The sequence below is a fragment of the Psychrobacter sp. Pi2-52 genome (assembly GCF_904846705.1).
Lineage (GTDB): Bacteria > Pseudomonadota > Gammaproteobacteria > Pseudomonadales > Moraxellaceae > Psychrobacter.
Genome location: NZ_CAJHBS010000015.1, coordinates 46,716 through 68,989, shown reverse-complemented (window position 1 = coordinate 68,989; position 22,274 = coordinate 46,716). Strand labels below are relative to the sequence as shown.

Annotated in this window: 17 protein-coding genes; 6 read left to right on the top strand and 11 right to left on the bottom strand. The window is 44.1% G+C overall.

The features are described 5' to 3' along the window. The first annotated feature begins 744 nt into the window (after nucleotides 1-744). From JMY00_RS09225 to guaD, 4 genes are all read left to right on the top strand, one after another. On the top strand, nucleotides 745-2,448 hold the full coding sequence (locus JMY00_RS09225) for an FAD binding domain-containing protein (protein WP_201579956.1): 1,704 nt from the start codon (nucleotides 745-747) through the stop codon (nucleotides 2,446-2,448). A 95-nt stretch (nucleotides 2,449-2,543) separates the two neighbouring features. Further along, nucleotides 2,544-5,117, top strand: a complete 2,574-nt coding sequence (xdhB, locus tag JMY00_RS09220) for a xanthine dehydrogenase molybdopterin binding subunit (protein WP_201579955.1) — start codon at nucleotides 2,544-2,546, stop codon at nucleotides 5,115-5,117. Further along, on the top strand, nucleotides 5,110-6,081 hold the full coding sequence (locus JMY00_RS09215) for an XdhC family protein (protein WP_201579954.1): 972 nt from the start codon (nucleotides 5,110-5,112) through the stop codon (nucleotides 6,079-6,081). Before xdhB ends, JMY00_RS09215 begins: the two co-directional genes overlap by 8 nt. Nucleotides 6,082-6,163: 82 nt before the next feature. After that, the gene (guaD, locus tag JMY00_RS09210; RefSeq protein ID WP_201579953.1) at nucleotides 6,164-7,561 is read left to right on the top strand and encodes a guanine deaminase; all 1,398 of its coding nucleotides are present in this window, start codon (nucleotides 6,164-6,166) and stop codon (nucleotides 7,559-7,561) included. Nucleotides 7,562-7,653: 92 nt separating this feature from the next. Here the strand turns inward: guaD and JMY00_RS09205 are convergent, their stop codons facing one another. The 6 genes from JMY00_RS09205 to uraD form a co-directional block, all read right to left on the bottom strand. Continuing rightward, the gene (locus JMY00_RS09205; protein WP_201579952.1) at nucleotides 7,654-8,184 is read right to left on the bottom strand and encodes an ureidoglycolate lyase; all 531 of its coding nucleotides are present in this window, start codon (nucleotides 8,182-8,184) and stop codon (nucleotides 7,654-7,656) included. Beyond that, the gene (gene alc, locus JMY00_RS09200; protein ID WP_240990716.1) at nucleotides 8,184-9,281 is read right to left on the bottom strand and encodes an allantoicase; all 1,098 of its coding nucleotides are present in this window, start codon (nucleotides 9,279-9,281) and stop codon (nucleotides 8,184-8,186) included. The genes JMY00_RS09205 and alc overlap by 1 nt, the downstream gene beginning before the upstream one ends. A gap of 153 nt (nucleotides 9,282-9,434) precedes the next feature. Beyond that, entirely contained in the window at nucleotides 9,435-10,415 is a 981-nt protein-coding gene (puuE, locus tag JMY00_RS09195; protein ID WP_201579950.1) for an allantoinase PuuE, read from the bottom strand. An 81-nt stretch (nucleotides 10,416-10,496) separates the two neighbouring features. Then, nucleotides 10,497-11,840, bottom strand: a complete 1,344-nt coding sequence (locus tag JMY00_RS09190) for a urate hydroxylase PuuD (protein ID WP_201579949.1) — start codon at nucleotides 11,838-11,840, stop codon at nucleotides 10,497-10,499. Nucleotides 11,841-11,951: 111 nt separating this feature from the next. Next, entirely contained in the window at nucleotides 11,952-12,320 is a 369-nt protein-coding gene (gene uraH / locus JMY00_RS09185) for a hydroxyisourate hydrolase (RefSeq protein WP_201579948.1), read from the bottom strand. A gap of 77 nt (nucleotides 12,321-12,397) precedes the next feature. After that, complete coding sequence (uraD, locus tag JMY00_RS09180; RefSeq protein ID WP_201579947.1) at nucleotides 12,398-12,919, bottom strand: 2-oxo-4-hydroxy-4-carboxy-5-ureidoimidazoline decarboxylase; 522 nt, start codon at nucleotides 12,917-12,919, stop codon at nucleotides 12,398-12,400. Between the two features lie 523 nt (nucleotides 12,920-13,442). On the opposite strand from uraD, the gene JMY00_RS09175 reads away from it, so the two are divergent. Then, nucleotides 13,443-14,108 (top strand): TetR family transcriptional regulator C-terminal domain-containing protein, encoded by a 666-nt coding sequence (locus JMY00_RS09175; protein WP_201579946.1) that lies wholly within the window; start codon nucleotides 13,443-13,445, stop codon nucleotides 14,106-14,108. A 142-nt stretch (nucleotides 14,109-14,250) separates the two neighbouring features. On the opposite strand, the gene JMY00_RS09170 is transcribed toward JMY00_RS09175, so the two are convergent. From JMY00_RS09170 to tolQ, 5 genes are all read right to left on the bottom strand, one after another. Beyond that, nucleotides 14,251-15,657, bottom strand: a complete 1,407-nt coding sequence (locus tag JMY00_RS09170) for a nucleobase:cation symporter-2 family protein (RefSeq protein WP_201579945.1) — start codon at nucleotides 15,655-15,657, stop codon at nucleotides 14,251-14,253. 501 nt (nucleotides 15,658-16,158) lie between these two features. Further along, complete coding sequence (locus tag JMY00_RS09165) at nucleotides 16,159-17,451, bottom strand: PD40 domain-containing protein (protein ID WP_201579944.1); 1,293 nt, start codon at nucleotides 17,449-17,451, stop codon at nucleotides 16,159-16,161. Between the two features lie 136 nt (nucleotides 17,452-17,587). Beyond that, on the bottom strand, nucleotides 17,588-18,610 hold the full coding sequence (locus tag JMY00_RS09160; protein ID WP_240990713.1) for a cell envelope integrity protein TolA: 1,023 nt from the start codon (nucleotides 18,608-18,610) through the stop codon (nucleotides 17,588-17,590). A gap of 73 nt (nucleotides 18,611-18,683) precedes the next feature. Next, nucleotides 18,684-19,142, bottom strand: a complete 459-nt coding sequence (gene tolR / locus JMY00_RS09155; RefSeq protein WP_179797319.1) for a protein TolR — start codon at nucleotides 19,140-19,142, stop codon at nucleotides 18,684-18,686. After that, the gene (tolQ, locus tag JMY00_RS09150) at nucleotides 19,139-19,861 is read right to left on the bottom strand and encodes a protein TolQ (RefSeq protein WP_057759620.1); all 723 of its coding nucleotides are present in this window, start codon (nucleotides 19,859-19,861) and stop codon (nucleotides 19,139-19,141) included. Before tolQ ends, tolR begins: the two co-directional genes overlap by 4 nt. 628 nt (nucleotides 19,862-20,489) lie before the next feature. On the opposite strand from tolQ, the gene JMY00_RS09145 reads away from it, so the two are divergent. Continuing rightward, the gene (locus tag JMY00_RS09145; RefSeq protein WP_101204806.1) at nucleotides 20,490-21,785 is read left to right on the top strand and encodes an NCS2 family permease; all 1,296 of its coding nucleotides are present in this window, start codon (nucleotides 20,490-20,492) and stop codon (nucleotides 21,783-21,785) included. Nucleotides 21,786-22,274 lie beyond the last annotated feature (489 nt).

The window sequence follows — 22,274 nt, the reverse complement described above, 5'->3', positions numbered from 1 at the left end:
ATGATTGACAACCTCCTAACAGCATCGTTGCTATTAGCAAATAGGTAAAGGCAAATGACTTCATAGTAATATCTCAAAAACGATTTTAGCCCAACGATATGTCACGATTACTTATCATTAGAAGTCACAACAGTGAAGAGTCAGGCTTATTTGCAGACATTATATATAAAAATCAGCTGCTGATAGCAGTTTAAAGGCGATATATGTATTCGGTACTGTTTTTACGCAGGCTATCTCGCTGTTTATAGTATGGCTTATCTAACGCCTCATTTGATTTGTCATGTATAAAATTAGAAATATTTATAAAAACAGTGTCTGATTTTGAGTGGCTGAGTAACGGATAAAATCTACAAAACGTATAGGTATTTACTTAGATTTAAATTATTCACCAATTATTCGCCAACTGTTTGATAGTATCTATAGGCATTTTAACGGGTTGTGTTATAAATAAGAATAGTGATAATATGTTGAAAGCTGACCAAATAGTCAAGTATCCTATAGTACGAGTTTTCTAACAAATTTGTTCGATGAATGCTGATATTTGCAACCAGCTTACCTGATATTAAAAAGCACGATGTCCTGATTTTTTTATCTCTTAAGAATGTATCAGCGAATAAAACAGAATAACCGTACTTGAGCGGTTGCAGCATGATGTAAACCAAATGCTTACGTTCAGCATTTAAGCCGTCAAACTCCTTAAGCCTTATGCTTATCTTCATTATTTTATTTTAGCCGAGTCTTGCTATGATTAGTTTTTACTTAAATGGGAAACGCCACGAGCTAACCCAGATTAACCCTAATACGACGGTGCTTGAGTATCTACGATTGCATGAAGGCCAAACGGATACGAAGGAAGGCTGTGGTAGTGGTGATTGCGGTGCCTGTACCGTAATGGTTCAGCGCCTGCCTAACGCTAGCCAGCCAGCGCTTAATGATGAAAATGGCGACGAAAAAAATGTGACGCCACCGTTCTATACAGTCAACTCCTGCATTACGCTAGTGTCGCTCATGGATGGTCATCATCTGATGACGGCTTCTTATTTGGCTGACAATCCAGAACATCACCCACAACGTGCTCTACTGCATCCGGCGCAGCAAGCGATGGTTGAATGTCACGGATCACAGTGCGGTTTTTGTACGCCTGGGTTTGTAATGTCGCTTGCTTGCGTTTACGAAAACAATCGTATGCAGACAAATCAAGAGATAGCAAGTCAAAGCGATGCCAAGCAGCAGCTGAGCTATGATGAAGTGGTTGCATCAATATCTGGCAACCTATGCCGCTGCACAGGGTACAGGCCAATTATCGAAGCTGGTCTACTGATGAGCGATATCGGTCAGCAGAGAGAGGCGGAGCAGTCAGCGGTGAAAGACTTGACGATCAGTCTCGCAACAGATGCTATGGCAAGTACAAAAGAGTCGATAGTCTCTGAACATGTGCCAGCTAAAGACAAATTAAAAAATGCAGAGTCGAATGATATTGCAGCTGCACTCAGTGATGCTGGGCGACAGTTATATATGCCCAAGTCACTAGATGAGCTTAATCAAGTATTAGCGGCCTATCCGCAGGCTACGATTTGGGCAGGCGGTACGGATTTGGGATTGAGTGTAACCCAGCATTTGGTTGATCACGAGGTCATTATCCAGCTTTCAGCTGTCGAGGCGTTAAAGTCATGGTCATTACTTGACACAAAGTCTGACTCAAGCAATGAAGGGTCAGATAACGAGCAAGCTCCTAGCCAAAAACTAGTACTGGGCGCTGGCATGAGCTATCAGCAGATGTTGCCTGTGCTTGAGCAGTATTTTCCAAGCTTTGCGCAAGTATTTGAGCGTATTGCCTCTCCGCAAATTCGTAATATGGGCACCATCGGCGGCAATATCGCTAACGCTTCGCCGATTGGTGATTTACCACCGATTCTATTGGCATTAGATGCATCAATTCATCTGCGTCATTGCACGCCTAATCGTGAAGGGTCAAGTAGCTCGTCTTATACGGATGAGATCATACCTCTATCAGAATTTTTCTTAGATTATAAAAAGACCAAACTGCAAGCAGGCAGCTATATTGTCGCTATTCATATTCCTTTGATGCAAGATCATCAGCACTTATTTATTCATAAAATTAGCAAACGCTACGAAGATGATATCTCAGCGTGCTTGCTTGCGGCGCGGCTTGATGTGTCAGCAGATGGTGCAATTATCGAGAATGCAAAGCTTGGGCTTGGTGGCATGGCTGCCATACCGTTATTAGCTACAACCTGTCAGCAAGCGCTCGTTGGGCAAGCGGCTGAAGTTGCGAGTTTTGAGCAAGCAGCACAAGTCTTGTCTGCAGACGTTACGCCTATGACCGATGTCAGAGCCAGCCGTGAATATCGCTCACATGTGGTACAGCGTCTACTGGTGAAGTGCGGTAAGCAATTGGTAGCAGGTAGACAGACTGAGACTGCTTAATTAGCAGAGTTGTTGTTTGCTAATACCGCCTTATCGTTATATTTGCCAAGAATAAAAGAGCATTAATCAAAGCGTCCTAATAAAAGAGATCCGCCATGAGCCACCATTCGTCCTTATTTGACAGTTATAGTATCCGCCGCGTGCGTCCGCCAAAAAACAAAATTGGCACCTCGGCTAAACATGATAGTGCGATTAGCCATGTCATGGGGACGGCGACTTATGTGGATGATATTGCAAAACCGCAAGGCACGCTACATCTGGCAGTAGGTAAAAGCAGCCACGCTCATGCACGTGTACTGAGTATGGATTTGAGCACTGTTAGAGATGCGGATGGGGTGGTAGATGTCTTAAGTTTTAAAGATTTGCCTGCGCAGACGGATATCGGTGCGGTGTTCGACGGTGAGCCACTGATGGTGGATGACATCACAGAGTATGTGGGTCAGACGTTATTTGTAGTAGTAGCGAGCAGTCATCGCGCTGCCAAAAAAGCGGCTACCAAGGCAGTGGTAGAGTATGAGCCATTGCCAACAGTACTTAGTATTGATAAAGCGTTAGAGCAAGAGTTGTTTGTGCGTCCGAGTCATTTTATGAAGCGTGGTGACGCGGCGACTGCACTTGAGAACGCACCGATTCGCATTGAAGGTCATATTCATATGCGCGGGCAAGAGCACTTTTATCTCGAAGGCCAAGTGTCTTATGTCGTGCCTTGTGACGATGGCGGGCTAGAAGTGTATACGTCGTCACAGCATCCAAGCGAAGTACAGCAGTTGGTCGCCGAAGTAACGGACTTGCCATTTCATGCGGTAAACACAGTCGTGCGCCGTATGGGTGGCGGGTTTGGCGGTAAAGAAACGCAAGCCGCTGCATGGGCATGTCTGTGCGGTATCATTGCCAAACGTCATAACGTTCCAGTCAGTATGCGTCTAGATCGTCAAGATGACATGGTGGTGACGGGTAAGCGTCATGAGTTTGCCAATCGTTACGAAGTCGGTTTAGACGAGTCTGGGCGTATATTGGGCGTCGATATGCAATTGGCTGGCTTGTGTGGCTATGCGCCAGATTTGTCTGATGCCATCGTCGATAGAGCGATGTTCCATTGTGATAATGCCTATTACTATCCAACTGCTCATGTGGCAGGGCATCGCTGCAAGACACATACGGTATCCAATACTGCCTATCGAGGATTTGGTGGTCCGCAAGGTCTGATGACTGCTGAATATATGATGGATCATATTGCCTATACGTTGGGGCAGGATCCGCTGCAAGTACGTCTAGCAAACTTATATCAAGATGGTCAAAGTACCCATTACGGTCAGACCATTGAGCATTTTGATTTAGCGACCATCATGACCAAGTTGGCAGACGATTGCGATTATGACAACCGCCGTCAGCAAATCCTAGAAGCCAATCAAAAAGCTGCCGCTGAAGGCAGTGACAAACGTTTGGGTCTTGCTTTAACGCCAGTAAAGTTCGGTATTTCATTTACGGTGCAAACGCTTAATCAGGCAGGCGCATTGGTACATATTTATACCGATGGCAGTATCCACCTCAATCACGGTGGTACGGAGATGGGGCAAGGGCTGTATATTAAAATCGCCCAAATTGTTGCAAATGAATTTGATGTTGATCTGGACACGGTTAAGGTGTCAGCGACACGTACGGATAAAGTGCCTAATACATCACCAACAGCTGCGTCATCAGGTACCGATATTAATGGTAAGGCAGCACAGAACGCTTGTCTAAGCATTAAAGCTCGCATACTTGAATTTGCCGCTGAGCATTTCGACGTAGCGCAAGAAGACATACGTTTTGAAAAGAATCATGTCTATATTGGCGATAAAGAAACACTGACTTTTGCCGAAATGATTCAACTGTCGTACCAGAACCGTATCAGCTTGTCGTCTACTGGCTACTATAAAACGCCTAAGATATTTTATGATCGCTCTAAAGCATGGGGACGTCCGTTCTTCTACTTTGCCTTGGGTGCAGCTTGTGCTGAGGTTGAGATTGATATCTTGACGGGCGAGTACAAAGTACTACGCTGTGATGTGCTGCATGATGCAGGACAATCGATCAACCCTGCCATTGACATTGGTCAGATTGAAGGGGGTTTTGTGCAAGGTATGGGTTGGCTCACGGCAGAAGAGCTGATCTGGAATGATAAAGGTAAGCTCGCATCTGATAGTCCTGCCAATTATAAAATTCCAACCGCGCATGACTTACCTAAGCAGTGGAATGTCAAATTGTACGATCGCAAAAACGAAGAACAAACGATTTATAACTCTAAAGCCGTTGGCGAGCCGCCGTTTATGTTGGCAGCCAGTGTTTGGTGTGCCCTTAATAATGCGGTCGCGAGCCTTGGCGATTACAGAAAGAATCCAGAGCTGACCATGCCTGCGACGCCAGAAGCTGTACTAAAAGCAGTGATGCGCATGCAAGGCACGTCGTGGGATTTAACAACTAAAGCAGATACAGACACGATTGATAGTTTAGTAAAAGGCGCAGAAGAGAACAATGACCTTTACAACGAAAAAGCAATGCCGCAAGACGTACGTCATGCTAAAGACATCGATCCAAAAGAAGTCGAAGGTAAACAAACCGATGACCAGCCTAACGCGATAGAGCATCCAAATGTAGCAGGGGCAAGAGGTCCTGCGCACAGTGAATGAGTCGTTAGCACCGCCAGTCGTTTGGTATGAAGGTCTAGCGCGATATCAGCAGCAAGGCATTGCTCACGTGTTGGCGACGGTCGTGGCTGTGAATGGATCTGCTCCTCGAGCGCTACAGGCAAAAATGATTGTCACGCAAGATAGTATCGTGGATACGCTAGGCGGCGGCGGTCTAGAGCACGACGTTGTCAATACGGCACGGCAGCTATTGAATGGTGAAATAGCGGCAACGGTAACAAAAGAAGTAAAACCAAAAGTCGCTGAAACTGACGGTGAAAGCACGTTAATACCTTCTAAAGCAGTGCGCCGTGATGCTGTCTACACCAAGCACTACCCGCTAGGTGCAAAGTTGGCACAGTGTTGCGGCGGTAGCGTCACCGTTATGTTTGAATGCTTCAACGTAACGCCGCCGATGTCAGTACTAGTGTTTGGTGCAGGGCATGTGGCATCAGCGCTAATGACCATTCTCGCTGAGCTACCTTGTCAGGTAGATTGGGTGGACAGTCGCCCAGAGATGTTTAAGCGTTACTTAGTTGATGAATCTACTACTAATCAATCCACACTTTATAACTTACCAGCGCATATCCGTCCGCATATCGATGATGAGCCTGTAGATTTTGTACGCCCATTTATCGAGCAGGGTGGTCAGCGTTTTATTCTGGTTATGACTCATGATCATAGTGTTGATTTTGAGTTAGTACGGGCGGCATTAGATACTATTTCTGACATGAGTGCATCACGTGATAAATGCTCAGATACTTTGACACCTTACATAGGTTGCATTGCCTCGGCAACCAAAGCCAAGCGTTTTAGAGATCGTTTGATGCAGCGTGGCTACAGTGAGCAACTGGTCAATCAGTTGGTTATGCCAATTGGATTGAAAATTGGCGGAAAAGAGCCGATGGCGGTGGCGGTTTCTATCGTGGCACAGCTCCTACAACAGTATCATCAAGCTATTTCTTGAACGGTTCCCTTCATATAACTTTTATACTTGTTATTAAATCATTAAAACGCTCAGGACTACCAAGCCATTGTGAGATCTACGAATGACCCTACATATTTATCAAGCTCGACTGCTGCACTACTTGACCGAAAGCGATCGTACTGAGCGTACAACCTCTGATCATTCACAGACATTAGCTGTGGAACGAGACATTACGTTGCTACCAGTGATTGAAGGTGTACAGGTTTATCCTGAATATATCGCCGATGGTGCGCTTGTCGTAGATGATATGATAGGGTGCATTGTAGAGTATGGTCGTAGTGAAACTATACTGTCAAAGTATGCAAATGAAGAGGGTAGGCTAGCAGTCAAGGTGCATGACTATCGCGATAAATTGATCATGCCAGGTTTTATCGATACTCATGTACATTATCCGCAAATAGATATGATTGCTGCTTATGGTGAGCAATTACTTGACTGGCTTAACAATTATACTTTCGTCACTGAGGCCAATTTTGGCGATCCAAAAGTAGCGCATGATACGGCGCAGTTCTTTTTAAATCAGTTGCTAGCCAATGGTACAACGAGTGCCATGGTATTTTCTACCAGTCACCCTGAATCAGTGAACGCATTTTTTACGGAAAGTCACAAGCTCAACACCCGCATGATCACAGGCAATGTATTGATGGATCAAAATGCGCCTGATAATTTGTGTGTACCTACTGAGCAGGGCATTCGAGATACCCAAAATATCATTGATAACTGGCATGAGCGTGGTCGGCAGCATGTGGCGATTACCCCGCGATTTGCTATTACTTCGACACCCAAGCAACTACAAATGGCAGGTGAGCTGTATGCCAGTTACGAGAGTGTTTATCTGCAGACGCATCTAGCAGAAAATCATGATGAGATTGCCTTTGTGAAACAACTGTATCCCAATCATAAAGGCTATCTCGATGTCTATGATGATATGGGATTGCTAGGTCGACGTACGACTTTGGCACATAGTATTCACCTTGAAATATCTGAGTATGAACGCTTACGCGATACTGGTACGCAGATATCACACTGTCCGACGTCCAACCTGTTTTTGGGTAGTGGACTATTCGATTTACCCAAGACGTTAAGTTATACCGGTGTCAGTATCGCCACTGATGTTGGAGCAGGCACAAGTCTGTCGATGCTGACGACTCTGTCAGAAGCGTATAAAATCCAACAACTACAAAGCAATCAACTATCCGCTCATCAAGGGCTGTACCAAATTACGTTGGGTAATGCCCAGTCGCTATTATTGGACAATAAAATCGGTAACTTTATGCCAAACAAAGAAGCGGATTTTGTGGTCATCGATATGGGTGCAACGGAATTGCTTGAGCGACGTATGGCGCAGACCAAAACACTGGAAGAGCAGTTGTTTGTGCTAATGATGCTAGGCGATGATAGAGTAATTGATCAGACAGTCATCGCCGGCGTGAGTCGCTATCGTAAATCTACTGCTTAATAAATTAGCGAAAAATATGAATAAAGAAAAAGCCCTATTTATGTTTAACATAAACAGGGCTTTTATCAAATTGATTTGTGCTTAATGACAGCTTAGTTGCATTCATCTTCTAACTCAATAAACACATGCCAATCCGTGATATCAATCTCATAACAGTTATTACCCTCGCCATTGATACGATCAATAACTAAGAAATCACTGTCACGACCAAGCGCGAGTAGAGGGTGATGCCAGACATTAACGTCGTACTGTACACCTTGGTGAGATTTTGCATAAAACACCACTAAGTCATCAGGCGACTGTGGAGGGTTACCAGCTTGGGCGACGACGACAATATAATCTTGGCCTTCCATAGATACAAACGCCTGTGTTCCAAGCGGATGGTATTCCATGACTGAGAGTGCAATCGGGTTCTCACGTTTCTTGGCCCGAAAGATACTCATACCAACTGAGCCACCGTCTAGTTTACTTTCGGCAAGTGCATGATGGCGAACCGCATAGCCATTATTGATTTCATAAGTATTGTCAGCATTTTGCTCACAGGCTTCATAGCGCTCGATGACTGAACCATAGGGGGCAAAGTTTGCCTTAGTCAAAGGCTTGGCTGTCAGAGTGACACTCATTATTTTGCCTCTTTACTATCAACATCAGTACCAGTATCAATATTAGCCTCAGCAATTTTGCCATACACGCGAACACGGCTAATGCCACCATCTGGGAAGATGTTGACCCGAATATGAGTAATGGGTGTATCAATTTGAAGCTTGTCTTTGCCAAAGTGATGAACGTCGTCAGCACTGGTTTTTTGTGGTTCAAGCAAGGTATCCCAAAACATGCTTTGAGTCACTAAGGTTTGCTCTGGTGTATTTGGTGAGTAGACGGCTTGAATCGAGACTTTATCAGGATAATTGCCTTTAAAATGAGCAGTATCTATCTCGATAGAATCAACGATACCTGCTTGGCCTAGCGCGATGATGCACCAGTCATTGCCTGGCTCACGGCGACGACGAGTCTCCCAACCATCACCCATGTTAGGCGCTTTAGTTGGTAGCAGTAAATTACTAGCAGCACCAAAGTGCGCATCGTTACTGGCAATGGCGCGACCACCATTTAATGCGCCCGCCAAGTCAAGCGTCTCATCTTGTGTATTTAGGCTCGCATCAAGTTGAATATCACCATAGACACGTAGTCGGGCAACGCCGCCATCTGGATAAATATTCAAACGAATATGGGTCACCGTTTGCTCATGATCAATCTCGATAAGCTCATGATTGTGACCTTGTAATGGGGTCATACCCACTAGCGCCTGCCAGTTTTTATTGTCCCAGTCTTCTTTGCTTAGACTAGTAAGTTCAGCTTCATCTTGCTGTAGCAGCTCGGGCGCGTATAAGGCATCGACACTGGCGGAAGATGGAAAATTACCCGTAAAGTGACTGGTATCAATATCTAAACCAGAAATTTTGGTTGGGCGAGCAAGCTGGATAACTAAATAGTCGTAACCCAAATGGCGTTTACGACGAGTTTCCCATCCATCCATCCACTTACCGTTGTCATCGAACTTACCCACGACAAATATAGGCGCATCAGGACTTAGAATACGGCTTTTATCCGCAAAGAAATCGTCGGTGGCGAATAGTGATTTTGCACCCAAGCGACTGTCAGCGACGTTTGATTTTTTGGTAAACGCTGGCAGGGTATCAGGTAGATTATTTGCAGAGATAATTTGTCCAACTTCTGAAGTGTTTTGACTCACAATGATTCCTTTTTTAATAATGGTGTTTGTTAATAACGTATGGCTTATTTTATATATTAATCTATGATAATTCGCACTCGCTTAGCCAAGTAGAACGAGTACTAGAACGATAGCCTAAGCTTACATCCAGTTGGCAGTGTTGTCTGACGTAGCAGGATGGTTTTCGTACCAGTGTTTAGCGATGTCATCACGGCGGCATATCCATACGTCAGGCTTACTGGTGATATATTGCAAAAATTGCTTTAACGCTTTGATGCGTCCTGCACGTCCAATAATGCGGCAATGCAAGCCAATGGTCAGCATTTTAGGGGTATGTGCACCTTCTTCGTATAAGGTGTCAAAGCTGTCTTTGAGATACTGATAAAATGGTTCAGCATGGGTGAATCCTGGGCTAGAAGAAAAACGCATGTCATTGGTCTCGAGGCTATAAGGTATGACCAAATGCGGCTTACGCGTGATGACATTGCCGTCTTGGACTTTTACATTGAGCCAATATGGCAACTCATCACCGTACGAGTCAGAGTCATAGGTATAGCCGCCTTGCTCGGCAACCAGTTCACGAGTATTTGGACTATCACGTCCTGTATACCAGCCGAGAGGTTGGCCGCCTAGCATACGTTTAAATATCTGGGTGGCACAGCGAATGTGTTCGCGTTCCGTCTCACGGTACATGTCTTGATAGGTAATCCAGCGTAGACCATGACTGGCAATCTCATGACCGTCTTCTAATACACGCTCGATAATATGCGGGGTCTTTTCAGCAGCGGCGGCACAGGTAAACGTGGTGATAGGAATACCATAATCTTTAAAGACATCTAATACACGCCACACGCCAACACGGCTACCGTATTCGAATGCAGATTCAATAGACTGGTGACGGTTGTTAAATTCTGGTGTGCCCAAAATATCAGACAAAAAACGCTCTGATTGACCATCGCCATGGATGACGCTATTTTCTGCACCTTCTTCGATATTTAATACAAACTGTACGGCGATTTTTGCGCTGCCTGGCCAGTTCGCTTTCGGTGGATTGCCAGCATAGCCTTTTAGGTCGCGGGGATACGTACTGATATCAAAGTCACTGGTAATTTTTTTGCTCATTATCTATATTCCTATATCGCTTAGAGCCTTAAATATTTATTTGAATACTGCTCGTAAAGGACAGTTATTTTTTATCACAAATTAAAGTGATGATGCATAGGCCACGAGCTGTTGGCGCTCGGTATCAGTTAGCTGAGTGATATTACCAAGCGGCATATAGCCAGTCTGTACCGCAGTGACGATTTTCGCTTTATGAATTTTTAAGTCTTCTGGTGTTTGCAAAATGATTCCTGCTGGCGGCGCGGCAAAGCCTTGTTGTGTTGGCTGCATCGCATGACAGGTGCTACAGCGCGTATGTACGACATCCATCATGGCGTCATCTGCTGATGCGCTCACGGGTACGGCTTCAGCAGTAGCTGCATCAGTGCTAATACGGTTATTAGCACTGTTAGTAGCATTAGCAACGGTATCAGTGCTTGAGTCAGTAGTCGTGTTTGTAGCTATGGGGGTGCTATCAGTTGTCGTAGGTGCTACTGAGGCAGTAGCAGGCATTGCAGGTGCTGGCTCAATAGGCTCAGGTCGCATCCAAATAATTAATAATACGGTTAATACGGCTGGAATAACCAAGTAACGAGGTTTTTTATGACCCAAATGCTTTTGGTTAAAGTAATGACGCGCAGTCGCGGTAATGATACCGACGAAGACCAATACCAACCAACCTTTCTCATGAGCATACATCATTGGGTAATGGTTGCTAATCATGGTAAAAATCAGCGGTAGGGTAAAATAGTTATTCATCAGTGAGCGATTTTTGGCTTGTAATGCCAATTCAGCCACTTCTTTACCAGGCTTTTCGCCGCGCCGCACACAGTCAACGAGTGCACGCTGAGCCGGCATAATACCGAAGAATACGTTACCTACCATCACCGTGCCCAAGATAGCACCGATATGAATAAATGAGGCGCGATCACTGAACAGCTGGTAAGAACCCCAGCTCGCGATGACCAGCAAGATAAAAATCAAGGTACTAAAGATAAACGCGTTTTTACCCAAATGACTGCGTACGATCACTTCATAAATGAAGTAACTACCAAATAAGAAAAGCAAGCTGGTGGCAATGGCACCGATACTGGTAAAAGGCACTTTGCTTGGGTCAATTAGGTAGGCAGTTGCATTGGCATAATAGACGATAGACATCATCGCCGCACCCGTCAGCCAAGTGGTATAAGCTTCCCATTTAAACCAATGTAGCGTCTTTGGCATCTCCTCTGGTTCGAGTTTGTATTTGGCAATTTCATAAAACCCGCCGCCATGGACGGCCCAAAGATCACCCGAAATGCCTTTGTCTGTTTTCCACTGTGGCGGTTTGCGTAGGCTTAGATCTAGCCACACAAAATAAAACGATGCACCAATCCATGCTACCCCAGCGATAACATGAAACCAGCGGAAAAATAAACTCAACCATTCGAGAAGATAGGCGCCCATGTAATAAATGTCCTTTAATATGACAGTGTCTTAATAAAATGTCTTGGTAATTTCTTTTGATAGTATTTCTTGAACACTAATAACAAAGCAGAGAGCTAAACAGCACCAAAGCTACGATCCGCGATAAGTGCTATAACCGTGCGCACTAAGCAGAAGCGGCACGTGATAATGACTGGCATCGTTTACTACAAAGTCGATAACCACTTGCGGGTAAAATGCTGTCAGCTGCTGAGCATCAAAATAAGACTGAGTATCGAACGTTACGGTATAGCGTCCAATATTTAGCTGACGCTCTGTGCTATCGATGGCTGTATCAAACTGCCAAGCGTCTGGTGTGACACGGCCATCACTATTGGTTGTACCATGCGCTAGTAATGTGGCGGCACCGTTGTCTCGTATGCGGTGTAAGGTGACAGCGACATCAGCCGCAGGTTTGCCAAGATGAGTGTCTAAGATATGTGAGGATAGGGTGGCAGACATGATGCTTCCTTTAAATTTGTGAGAAATATAAATCGGGTGAAAATGCTAGTCTAACTCTGCGACTACTATTTGCCTGTCTAAGCATTGTCTAGTAGTTTGTTTAAACGTAGACGCGTAATTTTGTTTTGTTCAGCGGCTGCGTTAGCTAGTTCAGTAGCACGATCATTAGGCAGGCGCGCTAATAGCAGATCCAGCATTTGCTGCGCGCTTTTACCGGTCGCAAAGACAATAAAAATAAAACCAAATTTATCCAGATAGTCTCGATTGCCTCTGGCAAGTGCTTCGAGCACCTGATCGGCTGCATCGTTAGCGCCTGATTGTTCATGGGCGGCGTTACTTTGTGTGTTGCGGTACTTTTCTTTTAGAGATGCCACGTTACCGATTTGCGGATGTCCATCAAACGCTTCTAATAAGTTAGCCTCATCATTTTGTACTTTGTTCCAGATAGCGTCGCTACTTGTTAGCAGTGTGTCAACGTCTGCAAAAGGGCGGGCATCTGCAAGTTTATAAGCCCAACTTTTACTGGTGCAGCAAGTCAATAGCTGAGCGATGGCAACTTCTTGTGATAGATCGTTGAATTGCGCTAAGGTTAAGCTCACGATGACATCCTTTTCTAATAGGGTAGCCCGTTATCTGTATCGGGCGATAAATGTTTGATAGAGGTTTATACCTTATGATTATTTGCATAAACTTATAGGTACAAGCAGTAATTTTGATAAGTAGCGGTTGCTTCAGCTTTATGGATGCTTTGATTAAGCTAGTCGCTACTAATTTGCTTAACATCAAAAGCTGATAATCTATGTGTTCGTAGTCAGAGCTTTGGCGCTTATATACGCTTTGCATAACTTCAAGCTATAGTGAACTGACAATATGAAACAGATTTGCTAAGGAAACACTGATATTTTAGCCGTCCAAAACGTCTGGTAATAGACAATTAATGACGGCGTAACTGATTTACAGTTCCCATTTTGCTAAAACCTGACTAATTGGTCAACTGTTTTATGCGAAATATTTTTATTTAACAGGTTATGCTGCTCAAATCTATGTATTTATATAAGAATACACAGCGAAATATAGCGACTATCTTGTCGAACCTGTCTCTTAAAGTGAGATACCACTGCTATGACTCAAAACAATCAAAAGGAAGAAACCTCAGTGACTGATACGCCCTCGCACCGTAGCCAACAAGCCATTCGCGCACAGAACCAAGCGCTTATCTTAGCGGCAGCTGAAGAAGAGTTTGTGCTCCAAAGCTATCGTGGCGCTACGATGCAGGGCATTGCCGATAGAGCAGGCTTACCTAAAGCCAATGTTCACTACTACTTTAAAAACAAAAAAAACCTCTACATGGCAGTGCTACGCTCGATCATTCAAGAATGGAACGAAGGTTTGGTAACCATGACAGTAGATAGCGACCCAAAAACAGTCATCGAAAAATTCGTCCGTACCAAGCTACATCAAGCCTTTGTCAATCCAAGTCGCCATAAATTGTTTGCGATTGAAGTTATCGGCGGCGCACCGCATTTGCATGAATTTATGTCCACTACGATGAAGGAGTGGGTACACGATAAAGCACAGGTAATGAAAGAGTGGCACAAGCAAGGCAAAATTGGGATTACTGATCCTCTCCAACTACTGATTTTGATTTGGGCGACTACCCAACGTTATGCTGAATTTGAGATTGAAATCGTTGGATTGATGGATAAGACATCATATGACGCAGCAGATGAAGCGCGTGCGGCAGACTTTCTGGTGCCCTTTATTTTAAAAGGCTGTGGCCTTGAATGATAACAAGATAGCTATTTGACAAGGTTCCTATTTAATAAGTCAGGTGCTTAATCAGCGAAGTGCACAGATTGTTTCTATTTTTCTGTGCACCTCGTTTACGGCGAAACACTTCGATATATTTAACCCTAGCTTACGCTTAGCCTTACGCTACTTCTTGCGTTGGTTCTAAACCGTCTTTAGCATGCTGTGCTTTGGTATCAAACTCGATGCCATAGTTTTTGGGTAAAATCATATCAAGGGTGATAGCCACAATCCCTGCCATCGTTACCGCTGAGCCAAAGATATTCTGAAAGAACTGCGGCGTTTGTGACAGTACGTCAGGGACAAAGGCGATACCCGTTGCCAGACCCAGTGAGGTGGCAATGATTAAGACATTACGGTGCGTAAATTGCACGGTAGATAAGATACGAATACCAGCAGTCGCTACCGTCGCAAACATCAGTAGCGTGACGCCGCCAACGACAGGCTTTGGTAACTGCGTAAAAATAGCACCAAGGACAGGGAATAGCCCCATCAGGCATAAGAGGCCGCCAACATAGAAACCCACGTAGCGACTGGCAATACCCGTCATTTGGATCACACCGTTGTTTTGGCTAAAGGTTGTCACAGGGAAGGTATTGAATACCGCCGCAATCAGAGAGTTAACACCATCTCCTAATACGCCGCCCTTGATGCGCTTCTCATAGAGAGGGCCTTTGATCGGTTCACCCGATATCATTGAGGTAGCCGTCAAATCGCCTGAGGTCTCGATACTGGTAATGATGTACATAAAGGCAATAGGAATAAAAGCCTGCCAATCAAAACCAAAGCCATACTTAAAAGGGATCGGCACCGTAAAAAAGGCCGCTTCAGAAACCAATGAAAAATCGATACGTCCCATAAAAACAGCAGCGACAAGGCCAAGCATCAAACCGATAAAGATGGCGCTTGAGCGAATGACTTTATTATTGATGATGCTAATCAGTACGACACTTGCCAGCACACCACCGCCCAAGAGTAAGTTCGGAATACTACCAAAGTCTTCAGCACCAAACCCACCTGCTAGGTCAGTCAGACCTACTCTGGTTAATGACAAACCAATCGTGACAATCACGCAGCCTGTAACAATAGGGCTCATAAAAGATTTGAGTTTGGTAATAAATTGACCCAAAAATATCTCAACAAATGCACCGAGAAATGAAACACCAAAAATAACGGATAAAATCTCTTCTGGACCACCGCCGCGGTTTTTTACCACAAATCCTGCCGTCAGTACCGCTGCCAAAAATCCAAAGCTGGTGCCTTGTAATGCCATGAGGCCAGACCCAATAGGGCCTACTTTACGAGTCTGAATAAAGGTTGCGACGCCAGATACTATCAATGACATACTGAGAAGGTAGGGGATATGCTCTCCTAAACCTAATGTGCCACCTATGATAAGAGAGGGTGTGATGATACCTACAAACGCTGCAAGTACGTGCTGTATAGCACCTAAAAATGCTTTAATGGGGGTAGGACGGTCATGCAGTCTATACAGTAAATCGGTATTCGCTGGAACGTTTTCACTCATGGTGGTTTCCTCCTAAAATAACTGCTTAGCACCCGCTGAACTGTAGATATCAGACAATATGGTAAATCATGAGATCAAAGTTCTGCCTCAATCTTTGATATATTTTTTATCGATGTAAACAATAGGGATACGCATCCGTCTGTAAGATAATTAATAAAAATAACTAATATATGTTGGCTAATATTTGAACAACCTGACCAATTAGTCAGGTCTATTTAGGGTATAGGTAAAATACAAGTCATTGCAATGTTTTTTTTGGTACTAGCGCGTTTACAGGTTTGTTACGAAATAGGGAGGGTTAGGTAACATTGGAAAGTAGATCAAAGGCGAGGGGTGCTGACCATTTAGAATATATAAGTACTAAGATTTATCATCATTTCTACTACTATTTTTTAATCAAAAAAAGCCCCAACCATAACGACTATGATTGGGGCATTTCAATTTTGTTTGCTTGATATTTATTCCACTATAACCAAAATTGCTACTTTGGTGGACGACCAGTTATTTTGGGCTTGATGACCATACGGGGGAGCGAATAACGCCTTGTCCTGACTTACCAAACGCTTCGCCACCATTAAGAGATTTGATGGTCAGTACGCCTTTGCCGCCTTGGGTCGATGCGTAGACCACGCGTTTACCGTTTGGTGAGAAGCTGGGTGCTTCGTCGATACCCGTATTGCCAAGATTGGTAGTGATCGCGCCATTACTATTCATAATAGCTGCTGAGCGTCCACTCAAAAAGGCAATTTGTGTACCGTCACTGCTAAACTGCGGGCTGGTTGCATAACCACCGTTTGACACTTTAGTTGTTTGTCCTGTGGCAAACTCGTAGCGATATACTTGCGGCTTGTTAAAGCCAGTCTTATCACTGACAAACACAAAAGATTTGCCGTCTGGTGCATAGCTTGGTTGCACTTCACTACTTGGTAAATTGGTGAGCCTTCTAGGTGTACCACCGCTAGCGCTCATCTCATAGATATCAGCACTACCCTCAAAGCTGCTAGAGAATAATATCTTGCTGCCATCAGGAGAGAACGAAGGGCTTAGGTTGCTACCTGAAAAAGGCGTCAGAGTAGTTGCGCCGCCGCCACTGACGTTTTGCACGTAGATAACAGGATACGATTTTTCACGTTGTACCGAGTAGGCGATACGGTTGCCATCAGGTGACCATGCTGGTGAGAAGATAGAGCCCGCCACTTCAGTAATGGTTCTAGCATTTTCGCCATCAGCATCCATCACCTTGAGACGAGAGATCTTTTGCTTGCCAGTTCCTGTTTCTTCAATATAAGCAATGCGTCCTGAGAAGTCTCCTGGAATACCAGTAATCAGCTCGTATACTTTATCTGCGATGACATGACCGGCATAACGCATACTTTCTCTATTGTTGTCAGCAGTTAGGCTTTGCTTGCCTTCTATCACACGACCAGATTTGACATCGATGACTTCATAATCGGTGATTATTTTGCCACGATTGGTACGTGTACTGCCGACGACCAGATACGGTATACCCATGCTTTGCCAAACAGGTAATGTACCTGTCAGCTCTTTACTACTGTGCGGCTGCTGTGGTAGATCTTGATTGGTTACTTTTAGCTCGGTTTTACTCAAGTCATTTAATACAATCGGCGACAAAACCGAGTCACCCGCAAACGATACAAACGCAACTTGGTTTTGCTGAACCGGAATCTCATAGTCCAATTCTAGTACAACAGGTGCAGCGAGCACGCTTTGCGATATAAGCAATGCTGAGGTACTGGCGAGTAACGATACTAGTAGTTTTTTGTGGGTACGCATGAGTAAATGGAGCTCCTAAAATTAGTATGATATTCATTTTTTATTTAATGAGACAAGCATCTAGATGAGGCAGCAACCTATGCGATACAAGCCGCTTAACGTCACGTTACCAATATTATAAGGACCTAGCAACTGATTAATTGCTGCCTTTAAACTGTATGGTGAAAGTCGGGTATTTAGGGTCATCAGCATCAATTGGGAGACTGCCAGTATTGAGTACCGCTTGTCTTGCCGCTTCGTTGACCGTGCTATCAGGTCCAGAGGCGGTCACATTGATCACATCGCCATTTGCATTGACAGTGATGGTCAAGGTGGCGCGTTGAGTAGAACCTCGCGCGGCGGTAGGCGGCGTATAGTTGCGCTTGATTAAATTGATGATTTCGCTGTTGCTAGCACCGCGACTGCCACTGGATGCAGAACGACTACTACCCTTGGACGTACTAGAGGTTGACGTATCATCAGACATAGTAGACTGCCCATCTGACAGGCTAAAGGTTTTTCCTGCATTGCCAGAGCCGGCAGTATCAATCTCAATATTGCGATCGCTAGCAGTGGGACGTTTTATCTTTGGTGGATTGTTTTGCTTCTGACGAAACTCTCCCAGTCTTTTTTGTTCTTCTATAAGCTGATCGCGTTTGCTTTGATCGACTTGGTCAAGCTCTTCCATGGCTGACTCGTCTAATTGTGCTGCCCACTCAGCCATTTTTCGCTCATATTCTTGATTTTGCTCAAGCAAACGTTGTTGATGGTCTTCGCTCATCAGTATGGGTTGACCAGCGGGTTCCTCAGATCGTGTAAATACAGGCACGCGCTGAGAGCTTGACTGACTTTGATTTTGCGCACTTACGCTACTACCAGATATTTCTGGCTGGGCACTACTAGACGAGTCGCTAGTGCTACTATTCATCTGCATTGCGCTGGCTGCTGCACGGTTGGCCAGTATTTGTCCTTGCATTTCAGCAAGTTGCTCAGGAGATACCATGACCGTCTCAATACTACCAGCAGTCTCGACCTCAATGGTTTGATAGTTGTAAACCAGTATGCCGATGATAAGGCCATGCGCCAGTAAGCTTAGCAACGTCGGCAGTGTTAGCCCGTTGCTTTCTGGTTCGGTAGGTACATAGACGGCAGGAGCATTATGCATGGTAAGGATACTCATGAACGTGATTTGTCAGATGGATTACTAGGATTGGCTATTATGATATAAGACATTTACTAAGGGACGCTTATCACTATAAAGAAGGCGTGGGTAGTGGTGCGCCAGTCAGTAAACCCACCTTTTCGATACCTGCTTGTTGCAAAGTTGCCATGAGCGTCATGATGGCACCGTACTGATTGTTTTGGTCGGCATTGATCATCACCTGTACTGGATCAGCATTACTATTATCGCTCTGAGACTGCAGGTTAGATAATGTATTAATCAGCTCAGGCTCACTTACAGGCACGTCGACATTACTTTCATAACTTATAAAAATATCACCTTTATCAGTCAACGAGACAATCACAGGTAACTGGCTTTGACTCATAGTATTGGTTTGCTCTTTTGGCAAATCAACATCGACACCTGTAATCAGCATCGGTGCTGTCACCATAAATATCACCAGTAGCACCAGCATGACGTCAATGTAAGGTACGACGTTCATTTCTGCATTAAGGGCTTTTTTTTCACGGCCGTAGGGGTTTGGTTTCATAGCCCTGTCACCTGACCTGCATTAACTTGGGTTTCTTTGCTAATAGGTGCTTGTACGCTGGTCTCACGCTGTAGCATGCCTGTCATCTCATCACAAAATAAGGCGCGCGAGTCATATAGTCGGCTCGATTTTGCTGTGAAGTGGTTGTATGCCAATACCGCAGGGATAGCGGCAAACAAACCCATAGCTGTGGCAATCAGTGCTTCCGCGATACCGGGCGCTACCGAGGCGAGGGTAGCTTGCTCAGTTTGAGACAGTCCCAAAAAGGCATTCATGATGCCCCACACTGTACCGAACAATCCGATGTACGGAGCAACGGAGCCAATGCTGGCTAGCGTCGTCAGTCCTGACTCTAGCAATTGTTGCTGACGACCTAAGCCGACGCGTAGCTTGCGTTCAACACCATCGATAATGTCGTCTTTAGGTTGACGCTTTTTATGCATTCTTAGGTATTCTGAAAATCCCACATAAAAAATCTGCTCAAGTCCTTGACGATCAGGAGAACCCTGAATGCCTTGGTATAGCTTGGCTAAGTCTTCGCCTGACCAAAACCAAGTCTCAAACTGTTGATCAAAGTTTTTGGCTGTACCAAGTCGAGCACTCATGCGAAAGATAATAACCCAGCTGAGCAAAGAAGCTAATAACAATAGTGCCATCACAATCTGCACCAATAGACTGGCTTGGGTAATAAGATCGACAATATTTAATGATTCAGGCATGTAATGGACTCACGAATAATTGATAACAGCTGGCTGGAATAGTGGTATCCGAACCAGACAACCCCTAAACAAACACTATTTACTTTTTATTATTTAATACGCAGCACGTTTCTTCACTAAAAATTTGTAACTGTGCTTAGAAAAATGCTGCAACAGTAAGTATCGCGATTTAGGTATCGGTATAATAACCCCCTAGTTTACTTCTAAATGAGAGAAAGGTCATTATTAATGTGTTAAACGACTATTTGGTTGGGCTGCTATTGATTCATTCAATAGTTAGTTGGATAACATGAATAATGACCGAGCAAATACTTATTACCTAAAACTAATGACTCAAACCGAATATTACCTTAATGACGAATAGAAAGTAGTTTTTCGAATAGCGTAGGGCAACATGACTATATATAACTTTTCATGTGGCTTTTTTGGCCAATAGTCTTGAAGTCTCTCAAAATCCTATTTTGTACGAGATAGATATTATCAACGATTGAGTTTGTAAGATAACTGGTCTAATATGTTACGCTTTGTTACTACATTATTCTTATTGTGGCATCGTTATTTTTTCGCTGAGGTCATGTTTAATTTTAGGTAATGATGACTTTTTATTATCCAGTCGGGGGCGACACTTATGAATGCAATTGAACGCTATTTTGGGATTAATGGTGAAAATACCACGATCAAAACAGAAATCATCGCTGGTATAACCACGTTCTTGACGATGGCTTATATTATCTTTGTCAACCCTAACGTCTTAGCCGATGCGGGTATGGATAAAGGGGCCGTATTTGTAGCGACCTGTATAGCAGCAGCAGTAGGTTGTTTCATCATGGGTATCTACGCCCGACTACCAGTTGCGCTTGCACCAGGTATGGGTCTTAATGCCTTCTTTACCTATGGTGTGGTGCTTGGTATGGGCTACGCATGGCAGACAGCGCTAGGTGCGGTGTTCTTGTCTGGTTGTATCTTCGTACTATTGAGTCTATTTAAGATTCGTGAAGCAATCATTAATGCCATTCCAACGTCTCTCAAAAATGGCGTAGTCGCTGGTATTGGTGCGTTCTTGGCGTTTATCGCATTGCAAAGCGCAGGCATCATCGTCAATCATGATGCAACCTTAGTTGGCCTTGGTGACATGACATCGTTTGGTCCTGTCATGGCTTCACTAGGTTTTGTTGTTATCATTGGCCTGTCTTATAAAAGAGTCCCAGGTGCGGTAACCATTGGTATTTTATTGGTTGCACTGATTAGCTTATTAATGGGCTATACACAGTTCACAGGTATCATCTCTTCACCGCCTTCTATTGCACCGACGCTTATGCAGTTAGATATTGCTGGTGCATTTGATGTGGGCATGATCAGTGTGATCTTTGCCTTCTTATTTGTCGATTTATTTGATACTGCTGGCACTTTGATTGCCACCACTAGCCAAGCAAAACTAACGGACAAAGATGGCAATATCCCGAACATGGGCAAAGCACTACTTGCTGATTCAACAGCGACAGTAGCAGGTTCTTTACTGGGTACTTCATCGACGACCAGTTATATTGAGAGTATCTCTGGTATCGCCTCAGGTGGCCGTACAGGCTTGATGGCTGTTACGGTAGGTGTGTTATTCCTGTTCAGTATCTTCTTCTCGCCACTAGCAGGTATGATTCCAGCTTATGCAACGGCTGGCGCTATCTTTTATGTAGCCGTACTTATGATGGGTACCCTAAAGGACATTAACTGGAGCGACTTAACAGAAGCGGCACCAGTGGTCGTGGTATTGCTATTCACACCGCTTACATACTCTATCGCTGACGGTATCGCACTTGGTTTTATTACCTTTACAGCTGTAAAAGCAATTGCAGGCAAGTTTGCAGATATCAGTATCGCTGTCTGGATTTTGACTGCTATATTGTTGTTCAAGATTATCTTCCTATAATGCAAAGTGTAGTAAGACATTAATAGTGTCTTAAACAAGAAACCCTCCTTATCAGCTGATGATAAGGAGGGTTTTTTTTGTCAGCATTATAAGACTATCGTCTTAATTTAATCCCGATATTCTTATGGTTAATGTTTAGTATTTCTGATACCAGTATTAAGTAGGGTGATGCCAAACTATGGGCAATAGTAAACAAAAAAACGTAACCAAAGCGTCATGGCCAATAAAATGCTTGTAAGTTATTGTTATTTAGATATATATTAATTTATGAAAATAATAAATTTCGTTAGTTTGAAAAAAACTTTCGTGATATTATAGCCGAGTTAAGCGCATCACCTCAATCAACGCCGTAGAGGTTTTTCTTACAGTGAATTAGCATCATCAAAGATGACGGATTTGTAATTATTAGAGCGATTTTTCGGTTCAATAAGGCGATATTTGGTCATCACACTCCTTTCACTACTAACAAGAAGAAGGCACTAATGCCGC

What these genes read in the sequence shown, in the direction of transcription:
- JMY00_RS09225 (WP_201579956.1), top strand. Translation starts at nt 745, where the DNA reads ATGATTAGTTTTTACTTAAATGGGAAACGCCACGAGCTAACCCAGATT.
- xdhB (WP_201579955.1), top strand. Translation starts at nt 2,544, where the DNA reads ATGAGCCACCATTCGTCCTTATTTGACAGTTATAGTATCCGCCGCGTG.
- guaD (WP_201579953.1), top strand. Translation starts at nt 6,164, where the DNA reads ATGACCCTACATATTTATCAAGCTCGACTGCTGCACTACTTGACCGAA.
- JMY00_RS09205 (WP_201579952.1), bottom strand. Translation starts at nt 8,184, where the DNA reads ATGAGTGTCACTCTGACAGCCAAGCCTTTGACTAAGGCAAACTTTGCC.
- puuE (WP_201579950.1), bottom strand. Translation starts at nt 10,415, where the DNA reads ATGAGCAAAAAAATTACCAGTGACTTTGATATCAGTACGTATCCCCGC.
- JMY00_RS09190 (WP_201579949.1), bottom strand. Translation starts at nt 11,840, where the DNA reads ATGGGCGCCTATCTTCTCGAATGGTTGAGTTTATTTTTCCGCTGGTTT.
- uraH (WP_201579948.1), bottom strand. Translation starts at nt 12,320, where the DNA reads ATGTCTGCCACCCTATCCTCACATATCTTAGACACTCATCTTGGCAAA.
- JMY00_RS09175 (WP_201579946.1), top strand. Translation starts at nt 13,443, where the DNA reads ATGACTCAAAACAATCAAAAGGAAGAAACCTCAGTGACTGATACGCCC.
- JMY00_RS09170 (WP_201579945.1), bottom strand. Translation starts at nt 15,657, where the DNA reads ATGAGTGAAAACGTTCCAGCGAATACCGATTTACTGTATAGACTGCAT.
- JMY00_RS09165 (WP_201579944.1), bottom strand. Translation starts at nt 17,451, where the DNA reads ATGCGTACCCACAAAAAACTACTAGTATCGTTACTCGCCAGTACCTCA.
- JMY00_RS09160 (WP_240990713.1), bottom strand. Translation starts at nt 18,610, where the DNA reads ATGAGTATCCTTACCATGCATAATGCTCCTGCCGTCTATGTACCTACC.
- tolR (WP_179797319.1), bottom strand. Translation starts at nt 19,142, where the DNA reads ATGAAACCAAACCCCTACGGCCGTGAAAAAAAAGCCCTTAATGCAGAA.
- tolQ (WP_057759620.1), bottom strand. Translation starts at nt 19,861, where the DNA reads ATGCCTGAATCATTAAATATTGTCGATCTTATTACCCAAGCCAGTCTA.
- JMY00_RS09145 (WP_101204806.1), top strand. Translation starts at nt 20,490, where the DNA reads ATGAATGCAATTGAACGCTATTTTGGGATTAATGGTGAAAATACCACG.